Origin of the sequence: Insulibacter thermoxylanivorax (genome assembly GCF_015472005.1) — a bacterium.
GTDB lineage: Bacteria > Bacillota > Bacilli > Paenibacillales > DA-C8 > Insulibacter > Insulibacter thermoxylanivorax.
On record NZ_BMAQ01000031.1, the window covers coordinates 1 to 25722 of the forward strand.

The 25722-nt window shown below is 54.5% G+C and carries 24 protein-coding genes, 1 riboswitch and 1 other annotated feature; of the genes, 4 read left to right on the forward strand and 20 right to left on the reverse strand.

Annotated elements, in window-relative coordinates:
• The 13 genes from PRECH8_RS11035 to infC form a co-directional block, all read right to left on the reverse strand.
• Positions 1–1186 (reverse strand): anti-sigma factor domain-containing protein (locus PRECH8_RS11035; RefSeq protein WP_200967163.1); only part of this gene is annotated, 1186 nt, incomplete at its 3' end.
• Complete coding sequence (sigI, locus tag PRECH8_RS11040) at positions 1183–1989, reverse strand: RNA polymerase sigma factor SigI (protein WP_200967164.1); 807 nt, start codon at positions 1987–1989, stop codon at positions 1183–1185. The genes sigI and PRECH8_RS11035, both read right to left, overlap by 4 nt.
• Before the next feature lie 165 nt (positions 1990–2154).
• Positions 2155–2580: a hypothetical protein gene (locus PRECH8_RS11045; RefSeq protein WP_200967165.1), complete on the reverse strand. Its 426-nt coding sequence runs from the start codon at positions 2578–2580 to the stop codon at positions 2155–2157.
• A gap of 317 nt (positions 2581–2897) precedes the next feature.
• Positions 2898–4730: a monovalent cation:proton antiporter family protein gene (locus tag PRECH8_RS11050; RefSeq protein ID WP_200967166.1), complete on the reverse strand. Its 1833-nt coding sequence runs from the start codon at positions 4728–4730 to the stop codon at positions 2898–2900.
• A gap of 308 nt (positions 4731–5038) precedes the next feature.
• Positions 5039–5428 (reverse strand): glycine cleavage system protein GcvH, encoded by a 390-nt coding sequence (gene gcvH, locus PRECH8_RS11055; RefSeq protein WP_200967167.1) that lies wholly within the window; start codon positions 5426–5428, stop codon positions 5039–5041.
• A gap of 164 nt (positions 5429–5592) precedes the next feature.
• Positions 5593–6675 carry a 3-isopropylmalate dehydrogenase gene (gene leuB, locus PRECH8_RS11060; protein WP_200967168.1) on the reverse strand — a complete coding sequence of 361 codons (1083 nt, stop codon included), beginning with the start codon at positions 6673–6675 and terminating at the stop codon, positions 5593–5595.
• Between the two features lie 100 nt (positions 6676–6775).
• Entirely contained in the window at positions 6776–8455 is a 1680-nt protein-coding gene (gene leuA / locus PRECH8_RS11065) for a 2-isopropylmalate synthase (protein ID WP_200967169.1), read from the reverse strand.
• A 90-nt stretch (positions 8456–8545) separates the two neighbouring features.
• Positions 8546–8813: a binding site (T-box leader), on the reverse strand.
• 61 nt (positions 8814–8874) lie between these two features.
• Entirely contained in the window at positions 8875–9867 is a 993-nt protein-coding gene (gene ilvC, locus PRECH8_RS11070) for a ketol-acid reductoisomerase (protein ID WP_200967170.1), read from the reverse strand.
• 147 nt (positions 9868–10014) lie between these two features.
• On the reverse strand, positions 10015–10512 hold the full coding sequence (gene ilvN, locus PRECH8_RS11075) for an acetolactate synthase small subunit (RefSeq protein ID WP_200967171.1): 498 nt from the start codon (positions 10510–10512) through the stop codon (positions 10015–10017).
• The gene (gene ilvB / locus PRECH8_RS11080) at positions 10509–12257 is read right to left on the reverse strand and encodes a biosynthetic-type acetolactate synthase large subunit (RefSeq protein WP_200967172.1); all 1749 of its coding nucleotides are present in this window, start codon (positions 12255–12257) and stop codon (positions 10509–10511) included. The genes ilvN and ilvB overlap by 4 nt, the downstream gene beginning before the upstream one ends.
• Positions 12258–12729: 472 nt before the next feature.
• Positions 12730–13089, reverse strand: a complete 360-nt coding sequence (gene rplT, locus PRECH8_RS11085) for a 50S ribosomal protein L20 (protein WP_200967173.1) — start codon at positions 13087–13089, stop codon at positions 12730–12732.
• 32 nt (positions 13090–13121) lie between these two features.
• Positions 13122–13322: a 50S ribosomal protein L35 gene (rpmI, locus tag PRECH8_RS11090; RefSeq protein ID WP_200967174.1), complete on the reverse strand. Its 201-nt coding sequence runs from the start codon at positions 13320–13322 to the stop codon at positions 13122–13124.
• Positions 13323–13356: 34 nt separating this feature from the next.
• Positions 13357–13857 carry a translation initiation factor IF-3 gene (infC, locus tag PRECH8_RS11095; protein ID WP_200967175.1) on the reverse strand — a complete coding sequence of 167 codons (501 nt, stop codon included), beginning with the start codon at positions 13855–13857 and terminating at the stop codon, positions 13357–13359.
• Between the two features lie 456 nt (positions 13858–14313).
• Between infC and PRECH8_RS11100 the strand changes: the two genes are divergently transcribed.
• Both PRECH8_RS11100 and PRECH8_RS11105 read left to right on the forward strand, forming a co-directional pair.
• Positions 14314–14838: a phosphatase PAP2 family protein gene (locus PRECH8_RS11100; RefSeq protein ID WP_200967176.1), complete on the forward strand. Its 525-nt coding sequence runs from the start codon at positions 14314–14316 to the stop codon at positions 14836–14838.
• 93 nt (positions 14839–14931) lie between these two features.
• The gene (locus PRECH8_RS11105; RefSeq protein ID WP_200967177.1) at positions 14932–16083 is read left to right on the forward strand and encodes an MGDG synthase family glycosyltransferase; all 1152 of its coding nucleotides are present in this window, start codon (positions 14932–14934) and stop codon (positions 16081–16083) included.
• A gap of 73 nt (positions 16084–16156) precedes the next feature.
• Here PRECH8_RS11105 and trmB read toward each other — a convergent pair whose 3' ends face one another.
• Positions 16157–16882 carry a tRNA (guanosine(46)-N7)-methyltransferase TrmB gene (gene trmB, locus PRECH8_RS11110; protein WP_200967178.1) on the reverse strand — a complete coding sequence of 242 codons (726 nt, stop codon included), beginning with the start codon at positions 16880–16882 and terminating at the stop codon, positions 16157–16159.
• Between the two features lie 229 nt (positions 16883–17111).
• Between trmB and mnmL the strand changes: the two genes are divergently transcribed.
• Positions 17112–18065, forward strand: a complete 954-nt coding sequence (mnmL, locus tag PRECH8_RS11115; protein ID WP_200967179.1) for a tRNA modification radical SAM protein MnmL/YtqA — start codon at positions 17112–17114, stop codon at positions 18063–18065.
• A 91-nt stretch (positions 18066–18156) separates the two neighbouring features.
• Positions 18157–18753, forward strand: a complete 597-nt coding sequence (mnmM, locus tag PRECH8_RS11120; RefSeq protein ID WP_200967180.1) for a tRNA 5-(aminomethyl)-2-thiouridylate-methyltransferase MnmM — start codon at positions 18157–18159, stop codon at positions 18751–18753.
• Between the two features lie 29 nt (positions 18754–18782).
• On the opposite strand, the gene PRECH8_RS11125 is transcribed toward mnmM, so the two are convergent.
• The 6 genes from PRECH8_RS11125 to PRECH8_RS11150 form a co-directional block, all read right to left on the reverse strand.
• Positions 18783–19577 (reverse strand): ABC transporter permease, encoded by a 795-nt coding sequence (locus tag PRECH8_RS11125; RefSeq protein WP_242457552.1) that lies wholly within the window; start codon positions 19575–19577, stop codon positions 18783–18785.
• The gene (locus PRECH8_RS11130; protein WP_200967181.1) at positions 19574–20461 is read right to left on the reverse strand and encodes an ABC transporter ATP-binding protein; all 888 of its coding nucleotides are present in this window, start codon (positions 20459–20461) and stop codon (positions 19574–19576) included. The genes PRECH8_RS11125 and PRECH8_RS11130 overlap by 4 nt, the downstream gene beginning before the upstream one ends.
• Positions 20461–20649, reverse strand: coding sequence for a PLD nuclease N-terminal domain-containing protein (locus PRECH8_RS11135; protein ID WP_200967182.1), 189 nt, complete (start codon positions 20647–20649; stop codon positions 20461–20463). The genes PRECH8_RS11130 and PRECH8_RS11135 overlap by 1 nt, the downstream gene beginning before the upstream one ends.
• A 3-nt stretch (positions 20650–20652) precedes the next feature.
• Positions 20653–21762, reverse strand: a complete 1110-nt coding sequence (locus PRECH8_RS11140; protein ID WP_200967183.1) for a helix-turn-helix domain-containing protein — start codon at positions 21760–21762, stop codon at positions 20653–20655.
• A 222-nt stretch (positions 21763–21984) separates the two neighbouring features.
• Positions 21985–23790 carry a B12-binding domain-containing radical SAM protein gene (locus tag PRECH8_RS11145; protein WP_200967184.1) on the reverse strand — a complete coding sequence of 602 codons (1806 nt, stop codon included), beginning with the start codon at positions 23788–23790 and terminating at the stop codon, positions 21985–21987.
• Positions 23791–23925: 135 nt separating this feature from the next.
• Positions 23926–25455 (reverse strand): putative bifunctional diguanylate cyclase/phosphodiesterase, encoded by a 1530-nt coding sequence (locus PRECH8_RS11150; RefSeq protein WP_200967185.1) that lies wholly within the window; start codon positions 25453–25455, stop codon positions 23926–23928.
• Positions 25456–25515: 60 nt separating this feature from the next.
• Positions 25516–25604, reverse strand: a riboswitch (cyclic di-GMP riboswitch).
• Positions 25605–25722: the final 118 nt, after the last annotated feature.

Here is a 25722-nt window from a genome sequence, read left to right on the forward strand (position 1 = left end):
CCTTCTTGCCGCCGTTCACACCCGGACCGCGGGCAGGGCCGCGGCGGTCGTCTTTGTCTTCGTCCTTCTTGCCGCCGTTCACACCCGGACCGCGGGCAGGGCCGCGGCGATCATCGTTGTCTTCATCCTTCTTGCCGCCCTTCGCTCCCGGGCCGCGGGTTGGACCCCGGCGCTTGTCATCATCATCGCTGCTGCCCTTATTCTTCCCGGTTTCATTACCGCCCTTATGGGAAGCGGGCTTCTCGAAGCCGATATCCTTCTTGCCTTTGGCACTGTTTTTGAACAATTGCTCGATATTCGAACGCAGTTGTTCCTGATCCTTCTCCAGGATGCGCTCCAACCCCCCGGCCTCTTCGGCCAATTGCGTGATCGATTTCTGCTCGATCTCTTCAAGGGGCAGCGCCTGCCCAGTCTTCTCAGCGATGATCAATCCCACGGCCAGTTTGCCCGCAGAGATTCCCTTCTTCTTGGCATCCTCGCGTACTTCATTGGGCACGGTAAGCGTCGTGATGGTGATCGGCTTCTCCTCCATAATGGAAGTCTGCGATGGGACGAGTCCCCCCTCTTCTTCCTCAGAGGTGTCTGCGGATGCTGCAGCCGCAGCGGTTCCGATCGCCGCCTTCTGACGGATGGCGCGATCGATCACAGCCCTCACCTTCTCCTGCAGTTCTTCTTGATTCAGATTGCTGTGTTCTCCGATGACGGTGCTGGTGATGACGATCTCTGCCTTCCCCGCCGCCACATACGGCTCGAGATAGGGGTCAGCCCGCTCGATCAGCTCTTCCATGACCAGCTCCACATCACGGCCGATCGCGTCGATGCCTTCCACCAGTTCCCGTCCTGCCTCGTTCAGCCCAACCAGCTCCACTACCCGGGCGTTGTCATCTACGCCGATCTCCACGCTGGGGTTAATATCGATCGACAGATAAGCCACCGCTGCTGCCACCGTTCCCTGCAGCATCCGCTGCCCGAACAGCGTGCTCAGCGCAACCAGGCAGAGGAGGAGCGCTGCAGCTGCAAGCGCCCATTGCATTCGGCGCACAGGAGATACTTCCGCCTGTACATCGAAAGCGATCTCTTCGCCGACCTGCATGCCGGGCTTATAACGCAGCTTGATGAAGCGGCCGTCCCGGGTCATGACGACGGCGCTGCGCCTCGATACTTCCATGACGATCCCTGTATTCATAAAGGCTCCTCCCTTCCTACATCCTCTGGCAGCCGCAGGTAATCCTGCAGGTGCGGATAAGCGCCGCCCGCGATCAGCGCGATGGCGATAAGATATTTGCGATTGCGTTCCAACGTCTTGCGGGACACAGGCAGATGTTCTGACAACTCCTTAATCGGGAGCATCTTCTTCTGCATAAGGGTCTCCATCCACTGTTCATTCGCAGCGATGCTCTTGCCGATCATGATCATCTTCTCCCGCGCATCCCGGTGTTTCGGCGACAGCTTCGTCAACTCGCGAAAAGATATGCCGAACTGGGCCAGCTTGGCCGCATATTCCTCAATCTCCTGCTGTCTGTCCAGGCGAAGTTTCTCGCGTTCATAGCGTTCGATGGACTGGTGGATCTCCAGCGGATTGATCAAGTTGTTCTCCTCGTCCTCCACATCGAAGGCACTGTAAGGGATATGCGGCTGATGGCGATTCTCCCTGCGCAGGTGATCGATCAGCCGGCGGCGGATGACCGTTTCGGCAAAGCCGAAAAAACTCCCCGCTGCATCACTGGAATATTGATTGATCGCTTCATCAAAGGCCATCAAAGCGATGCTGTACTCATCATCCCGCGTTGGATCGATGTACCGCCTGCAGAAACGGCTGGTCATCTTCGCGATCAACGGCTGATAATTCGTGATGAATTCGTTGCGGAGTTTAACATCGCCTTGCTGGATCCTCGCGATCGTGATTTCAACAGGCATCTCTTCCTGCTCGTCAGCATCCCTTATGGAAGGCTGCCTGCCGAGAAATCTATGTAATACTGCTAGCAGCAATTGTTCCACCCCTCGCTATATAATATCGTCGACAGAATGGGGTTTATGGGGGCTGGATGAACATATGGACCCCTCACGCCTGCCTGTGTCGCTTCACAACGGACATTCCACAGCTTACTCTATGCAAAAAGCGCCTCATCAGAGGCGCCTGTCCTATAGGCTTAGTCACAATCTGCCTAGTTTGTTCTTGTTCCGCAATTTGGAATATCGTTGACTGAGCACGACGAGCCTCTTCTTCAACTGCTCCTCCCATTCCTCATCACCGATGGATTTGGCGATGGGCAGGAGATCCAGCGCCATATCGATCTGATTGCGCACGATCGACAGCGGATCTTCGTCCTCTTCATTGACGCAGTTGTCGTACAGCTGATCCGCATGCTCTAACTCCACAAAGTCTTCAAAATCGATCTCGGTGGCACCGTCGCCATGAGCGTATTCAGCCAGGATTTCGTATTCATTTTCGATCAGGTAATGCACCTCAACCCGGTGGCATACCGGGCAGAACAGCAACGGTACATTCTGAATACGCGTCCGGATGTATTTTAAAGTACCCCGAGTACCGATCATACTGGCTCCACAGCAGAAACTCATGGCTCACCCCTCCAAGTTTGCCTCTTATTCGTTATCCATGTTGTCCGATCTAGGATCCCCTGTTACATACATTTACGGTGAATTATATCATAAATCTCCAGATCTTCTAGAAGGCTGATAATTTTCTCTTACCTTATTCGCGGCAGGAACGCTTCATTCCTTGTTCTATGGAACGTTAAATATTGGAATACGTGCAGGCACCGCCTGACATTCGCAAACCCGCAAACCGCAGCTCCGAACGCCTTAGGTTATCGGGTTCGCTGATCCGCGGGTCACCGGGCGCAACCTGTTATTGCATCCATCGCAGCGGGCTGGTTTTATTTCTCCTCCAAGGCTTGTCTCATCTGCTCGATATGCTCCGCTTCCCCGCTGACCAAGAGCCGGTCGCCCAGCAGGATCTCCGTCGATCCCTGAGGAACGACGAAGGATTGTCCGCGATAGATGCGAAGCACTAAAGCCTGTCCTAAGATCGGCATATCTCTCAGCATCATCTTATGATAAGCAGGATTGCGAACGACAAGTTCCTTCAAGGTATCGTCGTTGGTGGTGATCAGCTTCACCGCGCCCGGGTACTGGATCATCCCGCGCAGCAGCGTCCGCGCCGCATACAAGGTCGAGAACACCGTGAAACCTTCCTCTTCCGCCTTCTCCACGCGCTCCGGATCTTCCAGACGAACGATGATCCGTTCCACTCCCATCGAATGGGCGTGACGGGCCAACTGCATATTCACCTGATCATCAAGAGAACCGCAGATCAAGACATCAGCATCAAAGGCCCCCTTGTCGGCCAGAGAGACGATATCCAAACGAGGCACTTCCGTCAGCGGGAAACGGCTGTACTGCTCCTCCTTAGATTCCATCCCCGAAGGCTTGGCGCTGTACAGCGTGACCTCCAAGCCATCCTTCTGCAGATCCTGAGATACAGGAAGGGTGATATGATTCGCACCGATCATCGCGATCTTCAGCGGTTTGTCCTCCTTAGGCGGGTTCAAGCGATTGAACATGACCGGAGCGACGAAACAGCTGATAATCGCCACGAGGATCAGCGCGCCATGCATCGACGAGGTGATCAAGCCGAGATCAAGAGCTACGGTCGCTGCAGCGATTACCAAACTCAAGGTAGAAGACAGCAGGATCCCGGCACTCATGGACTCCTTCCATCCGAACCAGAAGCGGAGCATGACGGCCGGCATCAGCTTCGAGATGAAGAGCGCCAGGAGCAGCACGGGGATGAAGAACAGGATGCGAATATCGCTGAACAGCTCCCAGATATTCAATTTCACCCCGGTCATCACGAAGAAGATCGGGATCAAGAATCCATAGCCGAAGCTCTCCAGCGAATGTTGGAAACCTTTATCCGGCACGACCAAAGTCACGACCACCCCGGCCAGGAATGCGCCGAGGATATTCTCCACACCCATGTTCTCTGACATCACGACGAAGAACAGGAGCAGAGCGAATACCCCGCGGGTGCCCAGCTGCGCAGTTCCCTTCATCAAGGCTTCAAGAAACTTCGAACGCGTGAATCTTCGAATCGAGAGATAGACGATCACCACGAGCAGGAAGAAGGCGATGAGCAGCAGCATGCTGGCCATCGAACCGCTGAGTGAACTTATGTAGATCGCAAGCAAGATCATCGTGACAAAATCCGAGATCACGGTGATCAACAGAATCGTCTGTCCAAACGGCGTCTCGATCAAACCTTGCTCCTTAAGCACAGGAACAACCACGCCGAGGGAGATCGTAGCGATGATAATCGTCATCAGGTAGGGTTCGCTGACGAAGCCCAGCCAGACCAATCCCTCTGCCAATCCGTATGAGATCAGCAGGATCCCGGTGAACACGATCAGCGATGCGACCAGCGGATTCGGACCTTTCTTGCGCGGGGATCTCCTTCTCGCAAATTGATTGAAATCAATCTCCATCCCGCTTAAGAACATGAGATAGATGAGGCCGAAGGTGGAGAGCAGCTCCAACCAAGCATCTTCTTGAATCAGATTAAATCCGCTTCTGCCGATGATCAGTCCGACGAGGATCTCCGCTACGACAACGGGCAACACTTTGAGCCGCAGTTGATGCAGGATGATCGGAATAGCGAAGGCGATCGCGACGACGATCAGGAGTGATGTAAGGGATGTATGTGCTCCCATTAGGCGCCTCCTTTGCAGTCACGCGGGCGGCCTGCCCGCTGTTTGTAGTCTGTACTTTTTTCCATTATCCATAACATTGCTCCGACAGGCAAGCCATGAACCGGGCATGATTCGGCTGGCAGCCGTTTATTGGACCTTAAGCGGCAGGCGATTGCCTTGATTCTATAGCTCTCTATGAATATTGCATACACTGTTAAGAAAAAAAGCCGCCCCAAGGCGGCTCAAGCAAACAACCAAACAAACGACTTCCCGCGGCCGCTTGTCCCGGCCGGCATCCAGTCCGTGCACCCAACCATCCCAGCTGCGGTTTAAGCCTCTGTACCCCCGTAGGTCTCTCTGTACTTGTCCGCAGACCAGAGTTTCTCGAGTTCCGATGCATCGGTGTATTCGATTGCGATCAGCCAGCCATCGCCGTAAGGAGCTTCGTTCACCTTGCCCGGAGTATCGGCAAGCGCTTCGTTGATCGCAGCTACTTTGCCGGATACCGGAGCGTACAGCTCCGATACGGTCTTCACTGATTCAACGCTGCCGAAAGGCTGACCGCCGGTGACGGGATCGCCGACGCGCGGCAGTTCCACGAACACGATCTCGCCCAGCTCGCTGACGGCAAATTCCGTCATGCCGATCACCACGCGGCTGCCTTCCACCCGCACCCATTGATGGTCTTCACTGTACTTTAACGCTGCAGGAATCTCCAATCCATTCACTCCTCCGTCGTCTGTTGTCCATCTTAGCTGTCTTTAGACTGAATCCAGTCCTGAATGCAGACCTTAACATGGCAAATACTAGCACTCATGCAGGGGGAAAGTCAAGCCGAAGGCTCACACCGCTAGCAGAGGATGACCAGTATGATGCACATGCTTTACACTTTGCGCATATGCTCTGCGACCAGGGATCCCATCTGCTCCGTGCTGATGGCTTTGCTCGAATCTACGGCGATATCCGCCGTGCGGTGGCCGGCATTCAGAACATCCTGTACCGCTTTCTCGATGCTGTCCGCTGCATCGGCATAGTTGAAGGTGTAACGCAGCATCATCGCCGCTGAGAGGATCGTCGCCAGGGGATTGGCGATGCCCTTGCCGGCGATATCCGGTGCCGAACCGTGCACGGGTTCGTACAAGCCGAAGCTGCCCTCGCCCAGCGATGCCGATGCCAGCATGCCGATGGAACCGGTCAGCATCGCCGCTTCATCGCTGAGGATATCGCCGAACATATTCTCCGTGACGATCACGTCGAAGCTCGCAGGACGGCGCAGGAGCTGCATCGCACAGTTATCGACGAGGATGTGCTCGAGTTCCACGTCAGGATATTCCGGAGCGATACGGTTCACCGTCTCTCTCCAGAGGCGGGAGGTCTCCAGCACGTTGGCCTTGTCGACAGATGCCAATTTCTTGCGGCGCTTGCGCGCGATCTCGAAGGCCTGGCGCACGATCCGCTCCACTTCCATCACACTGTATACGCTGGTATCTACCGCTTCTTCACCGCCCGGTCCCTCGCGGCGGAACTTGTCGCCGAAGTAGATGCCGCCCGTCAGTTCGCGCACCACGATAAGATCCGTTCCTTCCAGCACTTCCCGCTTCAGCGTCGAAGCCTCGATCAAGCAATCGAAGACAACCGCCGGACGCAGATTGGAGAAGAGACCAAGTTCCTTGCGGATGCCAAGGAGCCCGGTCTCCGGACGAAGTTCCTTCGGATTGTTATCCCACTTCGGACCGCCGACGGCTCCCAGCAGCACGGCATCCGCGCTGCGGCACATCTGCAGCGTCTCATCCGGCAGCGGCGTGCCCTTCTCATCGATGGCGATGCCGCCGAACAGACCGTGTTCAAATTCAAAGCGATAGCCGTACAGTTCCTCCACCCGCTTGAGCACCTTGATCGCTTCATTGACGACTTCCGGCCCGATCCCATCGCCGGCGATGACGGCGATTTTCTTGACTTCTGCCACTTCAACCACTCCTTATCATGGATTCAACTTCTGGGATTGCCTATCGTATCATTCGTACCATAAGTCTCGCCATAAATCCAAGATATAGAACCAATGAGGATTATAGGCGTTCGCTATGAGCCTGTTTCATATGGTTCACAGCACTGAACAAGGCTCTGACAGAAGAGGTCATGATATCGGGATCCACGCCGGCTCCCCAGAACACCGTTCCCTGATCATCGGTGATGCCGATGTAGGAGATCGCCTGCGCCTTCGAACCGATCTCAAGGGCATGCTGCTTGTAGATCATATTGTTGTAAGAGAGACCGAGTTCCTTCTGAAGCGCATCATTCACCGCATCCAAGCGGCCGTTGCCTATGCCGATGATCTCCTTCGTCTCGCCGCCAATAGTCAGCGTCACCGCCGCCTCATAATCCCCGTTCTTCTTCGTGAACAAGCAGCGTTCAAAGGCAAACGGCTTCTCGATATTGACATAGGTTTCGCGGAAGATCTCCAGGATCTCCTCCGGCTGCAGTTCCTTCTCCAGCTTGTCGGATACATCCTTCACCCGATAGCCGACATGCTCGCGCATCTCTGCCGGCATCTCCAAGCCGAAGCGCTGCTGCAGGATATAGCCGATCCCGCCCTTGCCCGACTGGCTGTTGATGCGGATGATATCGCCTTCGTACTCCCTGCCGATATCCTTCGGATCGATCGGCAAGTACGGCACGTTCCAGTACTTCGGTTTCTTCTCCTCGCGCCAAGCCATGCCCTTCGCGATGGCATCCTGATGGGAGCCCGAGAAGGCTGTAAACACCAGTTCCCCGGCATAGGGATGCCGTTCCCCGACCCGCATCTTCGTCAGCCGCTCATAGACCTTGATGATCTCCGGCAGATTCTCGAAGTTCAGTTTCGGATCAACGCCGTGTGAATACAGATTCAGAGCCAGCGTGACGATATCTACATTGCCCGTGCGCTCGCCGTTGCCGAACAAGGTTCCTTCTACCCGCTGTCCTCCTGCCAGAATGCCAAGCTCAGCATCGGCCACACCGGTTCCCCGGTCATTGTGCGGATGGACGGAGAGGATGACGTGTTCGCGATAGTTCAGATGGTTGCTCATATATTCGATCTGACTCGCATAGACGTGAGGCATCGACATCTGTACGGTAGCAGGGAGATTGATGATCACGGGATTGTCCGCAGAAGGCTGCCAGACATCCAGCACTTCATTGCAGATCTCCAATGCATATTCGATCTCCGTTCCCGTGAAGCTCTCAGGCGAATATTGGAATTGGAAGTTACCTTCCGTCTCTGCAGCGAACTTCTTCAGCAGCTTCGCCCCGGTAACAGCGATCTCGATGATCTCCTGCTTCGACTTGCGGAAAACCTGTTCCCGCTGTGCTACGGACGTCGAGTTATACAGATGGACGATCGCCCGCTTCGCTCCCCGCAACGCTTCGAAGGTCTTACGGATGATATGTTCGCGGGATTGGGTCAACACTTGGATCGTCACATCATCCGGGATCAGATCCTGTTCGATCAACGTGCGCAGGAATCGGTATTCGGTCTCCGAGGCTGCGGGGAAACCAACCTCGATCTCCTTGAAACCGATCTCGACGAGCATCTTGAAGTATTCTAGTTTCTCTTCCAGATTCATCGGCACGACAAGCGCCTGGTTGCCGTCGCGGAGGTCGACGCTGCACCAGATCGGCGCTTCGGAGATGTAATCCTTCTTAGCCCAATTCAGGCTTGGTTCTGGGGGGAGAAAATAACCTCTTGTGTATTTGTCCACGTTCTTCATCGTCCCTACCTACCTTTCATGTGAAGCTTGCTGATCTCGAGCGCTGTGAGAAGCAAACTTAATGGATATAAAAAAGTCTTCCGCCTCCTGATCGGAGACGAAAGACTGTAAGCATCTTCCGCGGTACCACTCCATTTCATACCCTTAGATGGGTATGCGCTTAGTGAGCAGGATGAGTTCCATCCCGCATCTCCTGAATTAACGGTCAGGTCCCGGCTCCACCTACAGAGGCATGCGAGAAGCCTGTTCAGCGAGCTACTCTGAGGCGAGTTCGGATGATTCGCCGCCGCTGCTTCGCACCTACCAGCAGCTCTCTGTGCGCTGGGAATCCCCTACTGCTCCTCTTCATCGTAATTGGAAGTGATGCTGATTTTATTCATATATTCTACTCGAAGGCCTGATGGAAAATCAAGCCCTTTTTATTTTTGAATCCACTGCATCATCTCGCGCAGTTGTCTGCCGACGCGCTCGATCTCATGCTCCGCTTCTCTGCGGCGCGTAGCCGTCATGAAAGCTTGGTTGGACTGGTTCTCCAGGATGAAGTCGCGGGCGAAACGGCCGGACTGGATATCCTCGAGGACGCGCTTCATCTCCTGCTTGGTCTCATCGGTGATGATGCGCGGGCCGGTGACGTAATCGCCGTACTCAGCCGTGTTGGAGATGGAGTCGCGCATCGCGGCCAGACCGCCTTCGTAGATCAGGTCGACGATCAGTTTCATCTCGTGCAGGCACTCGAAGTATGCCATCTCCGGCGCATAACCGGCTTCCACCAGCGTTTCGAATCCGGCCTTGATCAGCGCGCTTACGCCGCCGCAGAGCACCGCTTGCTCGCCGAACAAGTCGGTTTCCGTCTCTTCCTTGAAGGTGGTCTCGATGACTCCCGCACGTGTGCAGCCGATCCCTTTCGCATAAGCGAGACCGATCGCTTGCGCATTGCCGGTAGCATCCTGATGAACAGCGATCAACCCGGGAACGCCGAAGCCTTCTACATAGGTGCGGCGCACGAGATGCCCCGGCGACTTCGGAGCCACCAGCAGCACATCGGTATCCGCCGGCGGAACGATCTGTCCATAATGGATGTTGAAGCCGTGGGAGAACATGAGCGCAGCGCCTTGTTTCATATTCGGCTTGATCTCTTCATTGTATACCTTCGCCTGTGTCTCGTCCGGCATAAGGATCTGGATAACATCGGCTTGTTTCGCGGCCTCTGCTACCGTGTAGACCTCGAAACCGTCGTTTTTCGCCTTCTCCCAAGAACGGCCCTGACGCAAGCCGATGATGACTTTCAGGCCGCTGTCGCGCAGGTTCTGTGCTTGCGCATGGCCTTGGCTGCCGTAACCGATGACGGCGATGGTTTTGCCTTGAAGTACGCTGAGATCTGCATCTTGTTCATAGAAGATTTTTGCTGCCATGAATAATTGCCTCCTTTAGTCATTTAGGACTTTAATGTAAGTGAGTTATAGGGTAGAGAAACACCGCATAAAGAGGTTTCTCTCCAGTGCCTGTTCACTATGAACCATGTTGGTGGGAACCTTAGGACGGATTAGGAACGAACGCCGTCAGGGCTGCTGCTTGCGGATCATGCCGCGCGTCATCGCCGTGACACCTGTGCGCGTCAGCTCCTTGATGCCATAAGGTTTTAATAATTCTACCATTGCATCTATCTTATCAGAGTCGCCGACAACTTGCACGATCAAAGTGTTCGGCCCCACATCGACGACGGATGCCCGGAACGTATCCACCACACCCAAGATCTCTGGACGTTCAGCCGGCTCCGCGCCTACTTTGATCAAAGCAAGCTCGCGAGCAACCATCGGGCTGGCGCTGAGATCAACGACCTTGGCTACATCGATGAGCTTATACAGCTGCTTGGAGACCTGCTCCATCGTCTTCTCATCGCCCCGCGTGACGATGATCATGCGGGATAAACCCGGTTCTTCCGATGAGCCTACGGTGATGCTCTCGATATTGAAACCGCGCCGGCCGAACAATCCGGCCACCCGCTGCAGGACACCCGGCTGGTCATTCACTAGGACGGATATCACATGCCTTCTCATTCGCTATCCCCCATTATCATCTCATCTAAGGTGCAGCCTTGCTGAACCATCGGATAGACGTTCTCCATCTTCGAGACGACAAAGTCGATCAGCACCGGGCCGGGATGATTCAAGGCTTCCTGCCATGCTGCCCGCGCCTCCTCCTTGGTCGTGGCGCGCAGTCCCTTCACCCCGTATGCTTCCGCCAGCTTCACGAAGTCCGGGCTGCCGGATAGGTCGATATGGCTGTAGCGGCTGTCATAGATCAGCTCCTGCCACTGGCGCACCATACCCAGCACCTGGTTGTTGATGACGACGATCTTCACCGGGATGTTATTGATCGCGCAGACTGCCAGTTCCTGAGCACACATCTGCATTCCGCCGTCGCCGTTGATGGAGATGACGAGTTTGTCCGGATGCGCCATCTGCACGCCGATCGCCGACGGGAATCCGAAGCCCATCGTCCCAAGGCCGCCTGAGGTGATCAGGGAACGCGGGTTCTTGAACTTATAGTACTGCGCCACCCACATCTGATGCTGGCCGACGTCCGTCGTGATGAAGGCTTCCCCGTTCGTCGTCTCACTGATCATCTCGATGACCCACTGCGGCTTCAACTCATCGTCAGAATCTTTGTACCTGAGCGGGTATTGCTCTTTCATCTCCTGGATCTGCTTGATCCATTCCTCGGACTGAGCCGGTCTGGCCTTCGTGTTCGCTTCCTTCAATGCTTCCTTCACATCGCTGACGACGGGGATATCGACGGGCACATTCTTGCCGATCTCCGCCGGATCGATATCGATATGAGCGATCTTCGCACGGGGTGCGAAGCCTTCGAGCTTCATCGTCACCCGGTCATCGAAGCGCGCACCGATGCTGATGAGCAGATCTGCGTTCTGCAAAGCATAGTTCGCCGTCTTCGTGCCGTGCATGCCCGGCATGCCCATCCAAAGTTCATGCCCGCTGGGGAATCCGCCCAAACCGAGCAAGGTCGTCGTCACCGGGATGCGCGTCTTCTCCGCGAACTCGATCAGTTCGGCTGAAGCGTCGGCATAGACGACGCCTCCCCCGGCCAGGATTACCGGCTGCTTCGCTTCCTCGATGGCTGCGAGCAATTTGTCGACTTGCAATTTGTTCGGATACAGCGTCGGCTTGTAGGTAGGAAGGCTGATCGTCTCTGGATATTCGAATCTCGTCACTTGGTTCGATACATCCTTCGGGATATCGATTAACACGGGACCCTTGCGTCCAGTGCTCGCGATATGGAAGGCTTCGCGAATCGTGCGTGCCAAGTCCTTGACATCGCGGACCAGGTAGCTGTGCTTCGTGATCGGCATGGTGATGCCGATGATATCGGCTTCTTGGAAAGCATCGGAACCGATCAGAGAAGTAGCTACGTTGCCGGTGATGCAGACGAGCGGCACGGAATCCATGTATGCTGTAGCAATCCCCGTGACCAGGTTCGTCGCCCCCGGACCGGATGTTGCGATGCAAACGCCCACCTTGCCTGTGGAACGGGCATAGCCGTCCGCCGCATGGATGGCTCCTTGTTCGTGGCGCGTCAGCAGATGCTTGAAGTCCGGATTGCCGTACATCGCATCATAGATATAGAGCACCGCACCTCCCGGGTATCCGAACACGCACTCGACACCTTCCAGTAATAAGGTGCGGAGCAGAATCTCGGATCCGGTGATCTCATCGGGTTTAAGCAGCCGCTGACGCAGTTCATCCTTCGACTCACTTGAAGCAATAACATTCTGTATGCTCATCTTATCCTTCCTCCTTCATCATATAATGGAATGCAGCCATACTGCATAGCCGGCGTTTCACAGTATGGGTCATGCATGTGCAAATATGGCAAAAAAACCCCTTCCATCCCAAATGATTAGGGACGAAAGGGGTTCATCTTCCGTGGTACCACCCTGATTCACCGCATGTTTCGCAACACGCAGCCTCAGCAGGTGCAACTCCTGCACCCTAGCGCATATAACGCGCGCCACCCGGTTTCCCCTAATGAGTCTATGCAGACCGTTCAGGAAAACAGCTCCGAGGTGACATCGTCATAAGGGATTAAGGCATCGGTCTCAGCTGATCCTCTGCTCTCTGTTCTTAATTGCCCTTATAACTTTATCCTCTTCACAGCCGATTGATGATCGTTATGATGATGTTTAACGCATATTATATGCCACGGAATAAATAATAGTCAATACCTTTTTGAAAATTGCCCTGCATCGGCTTGGATTAGGCGTTCACTTTCTCCTTAGCAATGCCCGCCAGCTGGGAGAATGCCTGAGCATCATTGACAGCCAGGTCAGCCAGCATCTTGCGGTTGATCTCGATGCCGGCAAGTTTCAGACCATGCATCATCTTGCTGTATGTGAGACCGTTGTTGCGAGCTGCCGCATTGATGCGCACGATCCACAGATTGCGGAAATTGCGCTTTCTCTGACGGCGGTCACGATATGCGTAGGAGAAGGATTTTAACAGCTGTTCGTTCGCCTTTTTGAATAATCTATGTTTTGCACCGTAGTATCCTTTCGCCAGTTTCAATACTCTCTTGCGTCTACGGCGAGTCACGTATCCGCCTTTAACTCTTACCATTGTAGTGCTACCTCCTCTGGTCGATTATCGAATTATTTCACGTAAGTGATCAGTTGTGCAATGCGCTTCGCATCGCCCTTCGACATGATGACGCTGCCGCGAAGCTTTCTCTTCCGGCTTGGAGTCTTCGCTTCCAACAAGTGTCTTCTATATGCACGGTTTCTTCTGACCTTACCTGTGCCGGTCTTGCTGAACCGCTTAGCCGCACCGCGGTGTGTTTTCATCTTAGGCATGATTGATTCTCCTCCAGTCATAGTTATATTACGGTTACTTCGTTTCCTTCGGCGCTAAGATCATAATCATGCTGCGGCCTTCCAGTTTGGGATGGCGTTCAACGACACCGAGTTCGCTGGCCATTTGCGCTGCGCGCTCGAGCACCTTCTTGCCAAGATCCGCATGCGTAATCTCCCGGCCGCGAAAACGAACCGAGCATTTTACCTTGTCGCCCTCTCGCAGGAACTTCAGAACATTGCGCATCTTCGTCTGGAAGTCATGTTCCTCGATGTTGGCGCTGAAGTTGACTTCCTTAACCTTCACGACACGCTGATTCTTGCGCGCTTCCTTCTCTCTCTTCTGTGACTCATAGCGGAATTTGCCATAGTCCATAATGCGGCACACAGGCGGCTTGGCCTGAGGAGCCACAGCGACGAGATCCAAGTTTTGGTCCATGGCCATCTGAAGCGCTTCACGCAAAGGCTTGATCCCAATCTGTTCACCGTCAGCTCCGATTAATCGCACCTCACGGGCGCGAATATCGTGATTAATCAAATGATCTCTACTGATAGTTTGCCACCTCCAAAGGAAAACTGTTCCCGGATGATCCGGGCGAATTCACCGTGATAAGTCCATCCGCATATACCATAAAAGGGTGCGAGCTTCAGCCCACACCCTCAATTGGTCATCCCTCATCCACACTAGACCTGAGAAGACAGCAACGGTCTAACGCGGAATCCTTGTGCCAATGGACCAGCCGACTCAAGCGTCGGTCAGGTGAGAAGCGGGCGCTTCTGCTTCGTACACGGCTATTCCACTCGATGATCATACCATGCTGAGACACTTCTTGTCAACACAAGATTGCACTGTCCGCCGGATCGTTCATAAATCATGTTAACACGGCGTTGATCCTGTTTTGACGGTTCTCTGTTATTGTATTGTTAGTGCATATGAAAAACAGGATGCAATTTCTCCGCGTTCAGTGTAAAATTCATCATGGGGGGATATGCTATGAGCCGTGTTGTATTATGGTTGCATCAGAAAGAACTTCGGCTTTTTTTCTATATTAATCATAAATTGCAACACTCGATATTACAATATATTCTGAACATCCTGACGCATCTGGGCGGGGCTGTCTTCACCATCGCCGCCACGCTCAGCATCGCGCTGTTTACAGAGGGCAATCTCAGCAAGACAGGCTGGCAGGCCTTTGCAGCGCTTGCGCTCAGCCATGTGCCCGTAGCCTTGATCAAGCGCATCTACCCGAGACTGCGGCCGTACCTGGTCCTGCCCCATACGAATATAGGGAAACAACTGCTCAAAGATCATTCCTTCCCTTCAGGGCATACGACGGCGGCCTTTGCCAGTATGACGCCGTTCGTGCTGGCCTATCCGCCGGCCGGCTTCATCTTGATTCCGATGGCTTTCATCGTTGCGTTCTCGCGGATCTATCTGGGTCTTCATTATCCATCTGACTGCGCAGCCGGGATGATCATCGGCACAAGTGCAGGATATCTATGCGCTGCATTCATGTAACGCAGCCATAGCGCAAGAGCGGTTTCGTCATGTACGATATAGAGAAGGAGTATTAAGAGAAGGAGTATTATAAGCAAAGGATGCGTGGACCCATTGAGGAAAAGAAGAGTTCTGCTTCTGTCGGAAGGGTTCGGCACCGGCCATACCCGTGCGGCACATGCCATCTCGAAAGGAATCAGCACCTTATCCCCAGACATCATCACGAAGGTGTTGGAGCTCGGTGCATTCCTGCACCCGACGATCGCACCGATGATCTTTAAAGCCTATCGCAAGACGGTTATCAATCGACCTAAGCTGTACAGTTTGCTGTATCGATCACAATATAACAAATCCTTAAATCGCGTTGCGCAGCTCGCTCTGCACCGGATCTTCTACGCGCAGACGGCAAACGTGATCGAGCAGCTGCGGCCGGATGTCGTGATCTCGACCCATCCGTTCCCGAGCACCGTCATCTCCCGCCTGAAGCGGATCGGTCTCAAGATCCCGCTCTGCACGGTGATCACCGACTACGATGCCCATGGGACTTGGATGAGTTCCGGTACGAACCTGTATCTGGTTTCAACTGCCGATGTACGGGATAAGCTGATCGCCAAGGGTGTGGCCAAGCAGAAGATCGAAGTGACCGGCATCCCGGTTCATCCGGACTTCTGGTACAAGCATAATCGGAAAGAGCTGCTCGTAGAACTGAATCTCCGGGATCTGCCCACGGTGCTCGTGATGGGCGGCGGCTGGGGGATCATGAGCAGCGTCGAGATGTTGGAGTATATGGTGAAGTGGCGGGAGCAAGTCCAATTCATCCTCTGTCTCGGCGACAATGAGAAGGCTCGGGAAGAACTTCTTGAGAACCCCGTTTTCCGTCATCCGAACATCCATGTGCTGGGGTATACGAATCAGGTCCACAAGCTCATGGATGTCGCCGACCTGCTCGTAACCAAACCCGGCGGGATGACGAGCACCGAGGCGATGGCGAAGAAACTGCCGATGCTGTTCTATGATGCCATCCCCGGTCAGGAAGAGGAGAATCTGCAATATTTCATCAAGAACGGCATTGCGGAGATGATCGATGGTCAGGAGACCATCGCCAAGTGGCTGAACATGCTCGTCTCCGACAAGGAGGAATACGAGCATAGACGCCGGATCTTCGAAAGCAGCGTGAATGCTTACCGACCGCAGCGATGCGTCGAGAGAATCCTGCAGTTTCTGGACGATGCGATAGAAGCGGATCGAACCCGCGCCAATGCATAGCCGCTGATCAAGCCGGCGTTGCATCGGCGTTTTTGTTTTATAAAGACCTATTGATTGATTATCTTAATCTTGCTCATCTTGCCGCCTGATCCTCTTCCCAAGCGGCCCGGACCTGCTCCTCGTAGGTTGCGACCGCCTCGCTGCCGACGAGCACGCGGCAGTGGTAGATCGGCATCCCTTGGCCGACGAATTTGGCTTCGTATTCGGTCATGACATGACCTTGCGGGGTACCGTCGCGATGCAGATCGAAGGTGATCTCAACGGTGCGCAGGCCGAGGTCTGCGAAGCTGTTCAGCGAGAATTCAAACAGGGACACCGAGTCGGTGCGCAGATAGATCTCGCCCCGTTCGTTCAGGATCTCGATGAATTTGCGCAGGAAGCGCGGATGGGTCAGCCGCCGCTTCGCATGCCGCTTCTTCGGCCAGGGATCGCTGAAGTTTAAGTAGATGCGCTCTACCTCACCCGGCGCAAACAGCTCCTCGATATGTTCGATGTTGAACAGGACAAGGGACAGGTTGTCCGGTTCTCCCCGCCCGTATTGCTCATGAACTTCATAGGCTTTTTCGCCGCTGCGGCGCAGCAGTTCATCGTAGCGGTCGATGCCGATATAGTGGATCTCCGGATGCCGGGCGCTCATCTCGCTGATGAAGCCGCCCTTGCCCATGCCGAACTCGGCATGGATCGGCTTGCCCTTCGCCCGTTCCTGCCATTTCCCCCGCAGCTTGCGGCCTTCCAAGATGATCAGTTGATCATGCTCTTGCAGCCATTCTTTGGTCCCTTTTTTACGTCTAAGTCGCATATGCTGTCTGCCTCCGTTGTCAACAGTGTCATTCACGTATTATAGTTGATTCTCTTCGTAGATGCCAAGTCCGCTTTTACTCTTGCCGATGACGCATCGCTGAATCATCAGTGAATTGGTGATTTAAGGATGTATTTGTCGATGATTCACCTTCGCCTGTCACTTCTGCTACAATAAAGGTTACAATAAAGAATGATGATTAATCTATAGGTGAGGAGTTTCACGAACCATGCAGATGATCCAAGACAAGCCCCGAACATGGGGAGATAAACGATTCCATACATGGAACTATGAGATGAGGGAGCAGTTCGGCGAGAAGGTGTTCAAGGTGATGCTTGACGCCGGTTTCACCTGTCCGAACCGGGACGGTACGATCGCCATCGGCGGCTGCACCTTCTGCAGCGCCAGGGGTTCGGGAGACTTCGCAGGGCGGCGGAAGGACGACCTCGTCACCCAGTTCAATACGATCCGCGACCGCCAGCATAAGAAATGGCCGAAAGCCAAGTATATCGGATACTTCCAAGCGTATACGAACACCTATGCACCCGTAGAGGTGCTGCGTGAATATTACGAAGTGATCTTGCAGCAGCCCGGCGTAGTCGGGTTGTCGATCGCGACGCGGCCGGATTGCCTGCCCGATGATGTGGTAGAATATCTGGCCGAGCTGAATGAGCGCACCTATCTCTGGGTGGAGCTGGGCCTGCAGACGATCCATGAGCGTACTTCACAGCTTATCAACCGCGCCCATGATACGGACTGTTATTATGAAGCCGTCGAGAAGCTGCGCAAACACAACATCCGCATCTGTTCGCATATCATCTACGGCCTGCCTCTAGAGACCCACGAGATGATGATGGAGACCTGCCGCGCCGTTGCCAATATGGATGTGCAGGGGATCAAGATCCATCTGCTTCATCTTATGCGCAAGACCCCGATGGTCAAACAATACGAGGCAGGGCTGGTGCGCTTCCTCGAGATGGATGAATACATCAAGTTAGTGGTCGATTCCCTGGAGATCCTGCCGCCGGATATGATCGTCCATCGCTTGACCGGCGACGCGCCGCGGGACCTGCTCATCGGTCCGATGTGGAGTCTCCGTAAGTGGGAAGTGCTGAATGCCATCGACCGCGAACTCGAGCGGCGCAACTCGTGGCAGGGCAAGTTCTGGAGGGGGGATCAGTGAGGGGATTCGCGGAGAGCCGTCCGATCCCGCAGACGCTCAGCCCACAGCCCAATCTCACACAGCATCAGCAGCTTGGGATGGAGGATACAGGATGGGATTCACATCAGTACTAGGCTATGCTCACCAGCTCGTGCGGGAGCGTGTCCAGCCGGGGGATCGGGTCATCGACGCGACGATCGGCAACGGTCATGATACGGTCTTCCTCGCTGAATTAGTCGGCACGCGGGGGGCGGTGTACGGCTTCGATATCCAGGAAGCGGCGGTCGCCGGCACGATTGCCGCCTTCGAGCGCCGCCAAGCCGCCCGCGATCATGTCTCGCTCATCTTGGACAGCCATGCGAATATGGCAGCGCATATCCCCGCTTCTGAACACGGGAAAATCGCTGCGGTGATGTTCAATCTCGGCTTCCTGCCCGGAGGGGATCCCTCCGTGATCACCGAGACGGCATCCACGCTCGCCGCTCTGCGCCAAGCGCTGTCCCTGCTTCGGCCGCGCGGCATCATCACCGCGGTGCTATACCCTGGACATCCAGGCGGCGATGTGGAAACGAAGCATGTGGAAACCTGGGCAGCGGGGCTTTCGCCGGCGGAAGTGCAGGTGCTTCTCTACCGCTTCGCGAATAAGCCGCAGGCTCCCTATCTTGTCGCCCTTGAGAAACGAAACCATCCCCATGATTCGTCTAGCTGACGGACCATGGGGATGGTCTTTTATTTTTACTATACCTTCACTTTCTTACGATTGGTCCTGCTCGCGGTGATCCCGAGCAAGATGCACAGCAAGGCAAGGAGCAAAGTGATACAAGCCGTCACCGCAAAATGCTCATGCGCCGCGCCCAATGCCACGAAATCCACACTGTACTCCCCAAGCTTGTAGGGAGAATAGATCCAGAAGCTTCCGATGGCGGCGTCGATCAGCCCACCGGCGACGATGACGATCAACGAGATCGCCGTCGCCGCCCCCGTGCTGAAGGCCGCGCTCATACAGAGTGCAAAGGCCAGTACGAAGCTTAGCCAGAGGAGATAGCCGCCCAGCATATACAGCGCATCCAGCAGAGGGATCTCCCCGTATAAGATCGACGTGTAATAGATGCTGCCGCCGTAACCCAGCAGGGCGCATAGAGCGCCGATCAGCAGCACGGCAGTATATTTGCTGAGAAAGTATGCTGCGAATTGCAGCGGCCGCGTATAGATCATGACCGCGGTGCCGTTCTGCCGCTCACGGCTGACGGCGCCGGCTGTCACCGCCGTGAGCACCGCAAGCCCGATCAGTTGAAACTGCCCCGTCGATGCCCTCAGCAGATCGGCGGGAGCAAGTTCGGGCATGACAAGTTCGAAGCCCTCAGGCAGATTGCCGACGGAGGCCAGGATCTCATCCATGTAGTAATTGACGAGGGGATCCGAGATCCCGAGTGCCAAGAAGACCAGCGGCATCCACAGCAGTTTATAGCTGCGCGCCGCTTCCAGAAGTTCTTTGCGCAGCAGGATCAGATATTGGTTCATGACCTTGTTCATGATCGCTTGGCCACCTTCATGAAGATGTGTTCCAAACTCGCCGCCTGCTTCTCAATCTTCGAAACCTCGAAGGGCAGCGATGATGCGTATTGCAAAATGTCGCGCATGGCCGGCCCGCCGTCCTCCCGCTTGATGATGATCTTCGCCCCCTCAACCTGTACAGCAAACGGAGCAGAGGCTGCAAAGGCTTCCGCCTGTTCCGGCGCCTCCACATGAATAAGCACAATATCATCTGCATACCGCCGCTTCATCTCCTCCAAGGATCCCTGCTCGACGAGCACGCCATCCTGAAGGAAGAGCACCTCATCGGTTATCTCTTCGGCATCGTTCAAGATATGAGTAGAATATAGGATCGTTGTCTCCTGCTGGAGCTGTTTTAAGAGGTCCAGCATCTCGCGGCGGCCGGCGGGATCGAGGGCGGATACGGGTTCATCCAGCAGAAGCAGCCGCGGTTGATGAAGGATGGCCTGTGCAATCCCCAGCCGCTGTTTCATGCCGCCGGAGAAATTATCCGCTTTGGCATTCATCATATCCTTGAGGCCGACGATATCCAGCACTTCCTGCGTCCTTTTGCGAATCTCGCTCGCCTGCATACCGCTGATATGCCCGCAGAGTTCCAACACTTCCTTCGCCGTCAACGCCTCGAAGAATTTCGGATATTGCGGCAGGAAGCCGATCTCCCTCCGCAGATCCCGAGCGCCTTGCAAAGCGATCTCACCGCGATCCGGTTTAAGAAGACCCGCGATCATCGAGAGGATCGTCGTCTTGCCCGCGCCGTTCGGACCGATGAGGGCAGTCGCAGTATATGGTTTCAGGCGGAAGGATACGCCTTTGACGACTTCGCGGCCTTGGAAGCTTTTGCTCAGATTTTGTACCGTTAACATCACTCTCTTCTCCCGCCTACAAAATAAGCAATCGGTCCGAGGATATTGACGAAGATGATGATGAGCGCCCACATCCACCGCGGACCCTTCGTCGCAGCCGTACGTCTAAGATCGATTAACGCGATGAGCATCAAGACGAACTGAATGACGATCAGCGGGGCGACTAACGACCAGTTGATGTTGTCCATCGATCAAACCTCCTTCAATACGTGTTTGACGTTCTCATAGAGGATCGCCAACTCCTTCCGTTGGAGCAGAGGAGCAAGCAGGGGATTGGCATCTACAGCGGCGAGGAGATCGCGTTTGATCGTGTCCATATCCCTTGGCGCCTGCTGCATCACTGTCTGCTCCTCATCGATCCATTCCTGCAGCAGGTAGAAATAGTCATCGCCGCTGAATTGCAGGGGGAATTTCAGCGTTTTGCATGTTTGCAAGTAGCGTTCCACCATTCTAGCCGCCTGCTCCTCGTTCTGCTGCATCGCGTACACGTTCGCCGCTTTCAGGTAAAACACCAGCACAGTATGAATAGACAGTTCCCGTACACCGAAGATGCCGGCCAGCTTCTCCAAGCGATCGACCGTGACGTCAACATAAGACAACCGATCCTTCTCCAGCGCCATGAGCTCCGTCAGTGCGCCGAACAGCGACAACAGGTGCTGATAGGCACTTACTTGCAAGACTCGCTTCGCCTGCGCTGCATCTCCCATCATGGCTAGTGCCGAGGCGATCAGCAGTTCATGATTGAATTCGATCCGCGGCTGCGATCCCAACTGCTCGACTACCTGCTGCGGCTGCTTCAGCAAGAGATGCGTTGCCGCTTCGATCGCTGTCACCTCATTGATCAGATACATATCACCGCTGTGCTGCCTGACACGGCTGCAGAGCTGGAGGATGGTGTCTGCCGTTGCCGGCGGATCGGGGGACTGGAGCAGGTAATTCAGATACAGCTGAGCCATCTTCGAGAGGAAGGGATAGCAGCTGTAATACTCCTTGATGAGCTGCTGAATCGCTTCGTCCACCTGAGCGAATTCCTCCTTCGCAAACCGCTGCGCCAGCTCGCTGTACAGCTCGGCAATCCGCATCACCGTCAGCTGGGGCTGATAACCGAGGAGCGAATCGATGGTAAGATCAAGCAGCATCGCCAGTTTGGGCAGCAAGGTGATATCCGGATAGCTCAGCCCCTGCTCCCATTTGGATACGGCGGCTCGCGAGACACCGACAAACTGTGCCACATCTTCCTGTGTCAACTTCAATTCCTTGCGCCGATTGGCGAAGATCGTCGAAAACTGTATGGGCGGCATCGCACTTCACCTCTTGCTTTAATAGTAAAAGAGCGGGGCTTCCTCGTACAGCGAATGAATGTCACATTTCTGAACTCATCGAAACCGTTGGTTGACATCCATCCTAATAAAAAACCGCTCTTTTGTCTTGTCTTGCTGCTCGCTGACAAAAAAGCGGTCCTCATATCCTTCCTTTTCGCTTATATGCTTATATAACCTTAGAACAATTACCCTTTAACCGGTCTAAACTTCAATCCGCCGCGTGTAGTATCGCACCTTTCTATCCGCTGTCTGTGAATCCGGCGGATAGTAGACGACCAGCAAGGTTTTCGCTTCCAGCACATCCTTCAGATCCTCAGGATTGCCCTCCACCGCCGGGATCGGTGCGGCTTCTGCAAGCTCCAGATACGCTGCCAGATCACAGTCGATGATCTCCACGACGGTATGCTTGTACAGATCCTTCTCCGTCAAGCCAAGCGCTGCAAATTCAGGGGATAGCTCTTCCGGACGCTCGGCGAGGTCCTGTATGAGCTCACCCAGTTCCTGCTTCGACAGACGATACTCCCACCAGATCTTGCGCGGTCTGTACCGGTGATTGAGATAATAGTCGAGCTTCATCAGCCCCTCTGTCAACTGCGGGAAGCGCAGCTTGAGCTCGGCGAGGAACTCAGCCAGCCTGGTGAAGAGATCCTCGAGCTGATGGCCGATCTTCGGCCAGCCCCGTTTCTCCCAGTATGCACCGAATTCCTGAAAAAAATCAAAAGGAGAATCAAACTCATACCGGATCAAATACTCAAGCGTATGGTCCATGCGGCGGGCGTTCCAATATTTCTCCAGGATGTCCTCGGCTTGTTTGATGCGGATGATATCATCGAAGGACAGCACATCGTTGCCCAGAATCTCATAGGGCGCATGATCCATATAGATATAGCCATACTTCTCCGCATCCCTGCGCAGTCCCGTGCCCCGCAGCAGCTTGAGGAATCCCAGCTGCAGCTCTTCCGGACGCAGATTGAAGACATCGTTGAAAGTCTTGCGGAAGGAATGGTAATCCTCCTCGGGAAGTCCGGCGATCAGGTCGAGATGCTGGGCAATCTGGCCGCTTTCCTTGATCATCATCACGGTGCGGCTCAGCTTTTCGAAGTTCTGACGCCGCTTGATCAACTCGTTCGTGCGCTCGTTGGTCGACTGGATGCCGATCTCGAAGCGGAAGATGCCCGGGGGCGCATGTTCCTGCAGGAAGGTGATCACTTCCGGCCGCATGATATCGGCGGTGATCTCAAATTGGAACACACAGCCGCGGTGGTGTTCGATCAGGAACTCGAAGATCTCCAAAGCGTAATCCCGTTTGATGTTAAAGGTGCGGTCGACGAATTTGATCTGCTTGGCCCCGTTCTCGATCAGGTAGAGAAGGTCCGCCTTCGCCCGCTCGATATCAAAATACCGCACCCCGACTTCGATGCTGGACAGGCAGAACTGACAGCTGAAAGGACAGCCCCGGCTTGTCTCGAAGTAGACGATTCGGTTCGCCAGATGCGGCAGATCTTCCTCGAAGCGGTGCGGCGACGGGATCGTATTCAGATCGAGCTTCGGCCTTCCGGGATTGACGATGACTTCCCCGTCCTTGCGGTAAGCCAGACCAAACACATAATGAAACTTTCGCTCCCCTGCCAGCTCCGTCAGCAGATGGTGGAACGTTTCTTCCCCTTCCCCGAACACGATGAAATCCACTTCCGGCAGCCGCTTCATCCAATAGTCCGTGTCATAGGAAACCTCCGGTCCGCCCAGCACGATGGGGACATGCGGCAGGATCTTGCGCAGCATGTTGATAACGACAATCGTCTCCTCGATGTTCCAGATATAACAGGAGAAGCCGATCACATCCGGCTTGCGCTTATACAAGTCGGTGACGATGTTCATTGGCGGATCCTTGATCGTATATTCCGCGATCTCGATCGCAAAATCACGCTCCGCATAAGCCTTCAGATAGCGGAGCGCGAGGTTCGTATGTATGTATTTGGCATTTAACGCAGCGAGGACAATTTTCATCTTCGTACCCTCTTCATTCGTGTAATGGTCGGTGCAAGTTAAATCGTCCAGCAGGACCACATACGCCGCTGGACGATCTATCTTTCATTATATACTTGAACGAAGAGCGGTTACAAGGAGAGCGGAGACCCCAGACTAAGAGGGCGGGCTCACGGATCCGTCTTCCGCTGCCTTCCTCCATCCTTCGCGTTCTCCAAGCAGCGCTAACATCTGCTGCAGATCGAATTGCTGCAGGAACTGTTCGCATACATCATGCGGCACAGGGCGGCATAACAGATAACCTTGAACTTCATTGCAGCCCTTGCGCATAAGGAACGCTAACTGCTCGGACTGTTCTACGCCTTCCGCAACAACGGTGAGTCCGAGGTCCCTCGCAAGCTGGATGACAGAAGCGGTGATGATCTGTCCGGTATCGGACTGCGTGCCGGTGATGAACTCCTTGTCGATCTTCAGCGTATCCGCTGGATATCGCTTGAGGTAGTTGAGCGAGGAATATCCCTTGCCGAAGTCATCGATTGCAATACGTATGCCCCGCTCCTTGATCTTGTCCAAGATCTTGCTGATCTTTTGCGGATTCTCGATGAAGATGCTCTCGGTCAGCTCCAATTCCAATTGCTTCGGATTGAGACCGGTGCGCGCCAACACATCATCCAATACAGCGACAAAATCCGGGTGAACCATCTGCTGCACAGAGATATTGATGCTGATCCGGCACTCTTCGCTGCCTTGCCAGTTCCAGCCGGCCGCTTGCGCACAGGCCGTCTCAAGCACCCACTCACCGATCGGCACGATCAGACCCGTCTGTTCCGCGATCGGGATGAACCTGCTGGGCCGTACATGGCCCAGCTCCGGGTGCTGCCAGCGCAGAAGCGCCTCGATCGCTGCGATCCTGCCTGTTGCCAGGTCAATGCGGGGCTGGTAGGCCAAGCTGAGCTCGCCATTGCGGATCGCTGTTCTTAATTCCGTCGCCAGCTGCAAACGGTCATGCATCTCTTCATCCATCACAGGATCGAATTCGACGACGTGGATATAAGACTGTCTGGCTTGAGTCAGCGCGGTATCCGCATGGCTCACCAGTTCGCTGGCGGTTCTGCCATGCCGAGGATAACCTGCCAGCCCGGCAGAAGCCAGGATCTGCAGAGACTGTCCGCGCACCTCGACCGGCTGTTCATCGAAACGGCGGATCAGATCCATGACGATCTGTCTCGATTCAGCTGTATCATGATCGAGGATCAGAGCAAATTCATCTCCGCTTAACCTGGCGATATCCGGCTTGCCTTCGATCCCCATACGCAGCTGCTGAGCGACGATCATGATGATGAGATCGCCAAGATCACTGCCCAAGGCATCGTTGATCCAGCGGAATCGATTCACGTTCAGCAGAACAACGGTCAACGGATCATGGCCGGCTTCACGTATGCGCTCTTCTAACCGCTGCATGAACGCTTGTCGATTGAGCAAGCCGGTCAGCGGGTCATGGGTCATCATGATGCGTTTAGTACGGTTCATCTCGCGCAGCGCAAATAGATAACCCACCCGCAAGGCGACCAGGATCAGAACGACGGCGATTCCGGAGATGATCAGAATCAACCCATTGTCTAACACGATACTCCGTCCCTTCAAAAACGACTCATCCAGCAGAGGCAGCACTAGGACCTTACTCATAAAGAAACATCCACCGATTGCCGATGGATGTTGAATTCAAATCCATGTTCCGTCAACCTGTTCGGCAACTCGGCGACCAATAGAAGTGATCCTTCCTTAGGCCCGTAGCTTTGCGTCCTCACCTTTCGATGAGTTTGCTATTATCGCAGTTGATGTCCTTGTTGAATATTGCCATATGTAGGATAGAAAAACATGGTTGAATAATCCTAAATATAACACAGAGGTCCTATTTTGTCTATGTCGTATATAAAGCAGTAGGCCGAGGGA

Bases quoted from the DNA above. Each gene is read 5' to 3' on its own strand.
- ilvN (WP_200967171.1), bottom strand. From the start codon at position 10,512: ATGAGAAGGCATGTGATATCCGTCCTAGTGAATGACCAGCCGGGTGTC.
- PRECH8_RS11125 (WP_242457552.1), bottom strand. From the start codon at position 19,577: ATGAACAAGGTCATGAACCAATATCTGATCCTGCTGCGCAAAGAACTT.
- PRECH8_RS11150 (WP_200967185.1), bottom strand. From the start codon at position 25,455: ATGAGTAAGGTCCTAGTGCTGCCTCTGCTGGATGAGTCGTTTTTGAAG.
- PRECH8_RS11045 (WP_200967165.1), bottom strand. From the start codon at position 2,580: ATGAGTTTCTGCTGTGGAGCCAGTATGATCGGTACTCGGGGTACTTTA.
- rpmI (WP_200967174.1), bottom strand. From the start codon at position 13,322: ATGCCTAAGATGAAAACACACCGCGGTGCGGCTAAGCGGTTCAGCAAG.
- ilvC (WP_200967170.1), bottom strand. From the start codon at position 9,867: ATGGCAGCAAAAATCTTCTATGAACAAGATGCAGATCTCAGCGTACTT.
- rplT (WP_200967173.1), bottom strand. From the start codon at position 13,089: ATGGTAAGAGTTAAAGGCGGATACGTGACTCGCCGTAGACGCAAGAGA.
- PRECH8_RS11135 (WP_200967182.1), bottom strand. From the start codon at position 20,649: ATGGACAACATCAACTGGTCGTTAGTCGCCCCGCTGATCGTCATTCAG.
- PRECH8_RS11100 (WP_200967176.1), top strand. From the start codon at position 14,314: ATGAGCCGTGTTGTATTATGGTTGCATCAGAAAGAACTTCGGCTTTTT.
- ilvB (WP_200967172.1), bottom strand. From the start codon at position 12,257: ATGAGCATACAGAATGTTATTGCTTCAAGTGAGTCGAAGGATGAACTG.
- PRECH8_RS11130 (WP_200967181.1), bottom strand. From the start codon at position 20,461: ATGTTAACGGTACAAAATCTGAGCAAAAGCTTCCAAGGCCGCGAAGTC.
- leuA (WP_200967169.1), bottom strand. From the start codon at position 8,455: ATGAAGAACGTGGACAAATACACAAGAGGTTATTTTCTCCCCCCAGAA.
- PRECH8_RS11050 (WP_200967166.1), bottom strand. From the start codon at position 4,730: ATGGGAGCACATACATCCCTTACATCACTCCTGATCGTCGTCGCGATC.
- trmB (WP_200967178.1), bottom strand. From the start codon at position 16,882: ATGCGACTTAGACGTAAAAAAGGGACCAAAGAATGGCTGCAAGAGCAT.
- PRECH8_RS11145 (WP_200967184.1), bottom strand. From the start codon at position 23,790: ATGAAAATTGTCCTCGCTGCGTTAAATGCCAAATACATACATACGAAC.
- mnmM (WP_200967180.1), top strand. From the start codon at position 18,157: ATGGGATTCACATCAGTACTAGGCTATGCTCACCAGCTCGTGCGGGAG.
- PRECH8_RS11140 (WP_200967183.1), bottom strand. From the start codon at position 21,762: ATGCCGCCCATACAGTTTTCGACGATCTTCGCCAATCGGCGCAAGGAA.
- mnmL (WP_200967179.1), top strand. From the start codon at position 17,112: ATGCAGATGATCCAAGACAAGCCCCGAACATGGGGAGATAAACGATTC.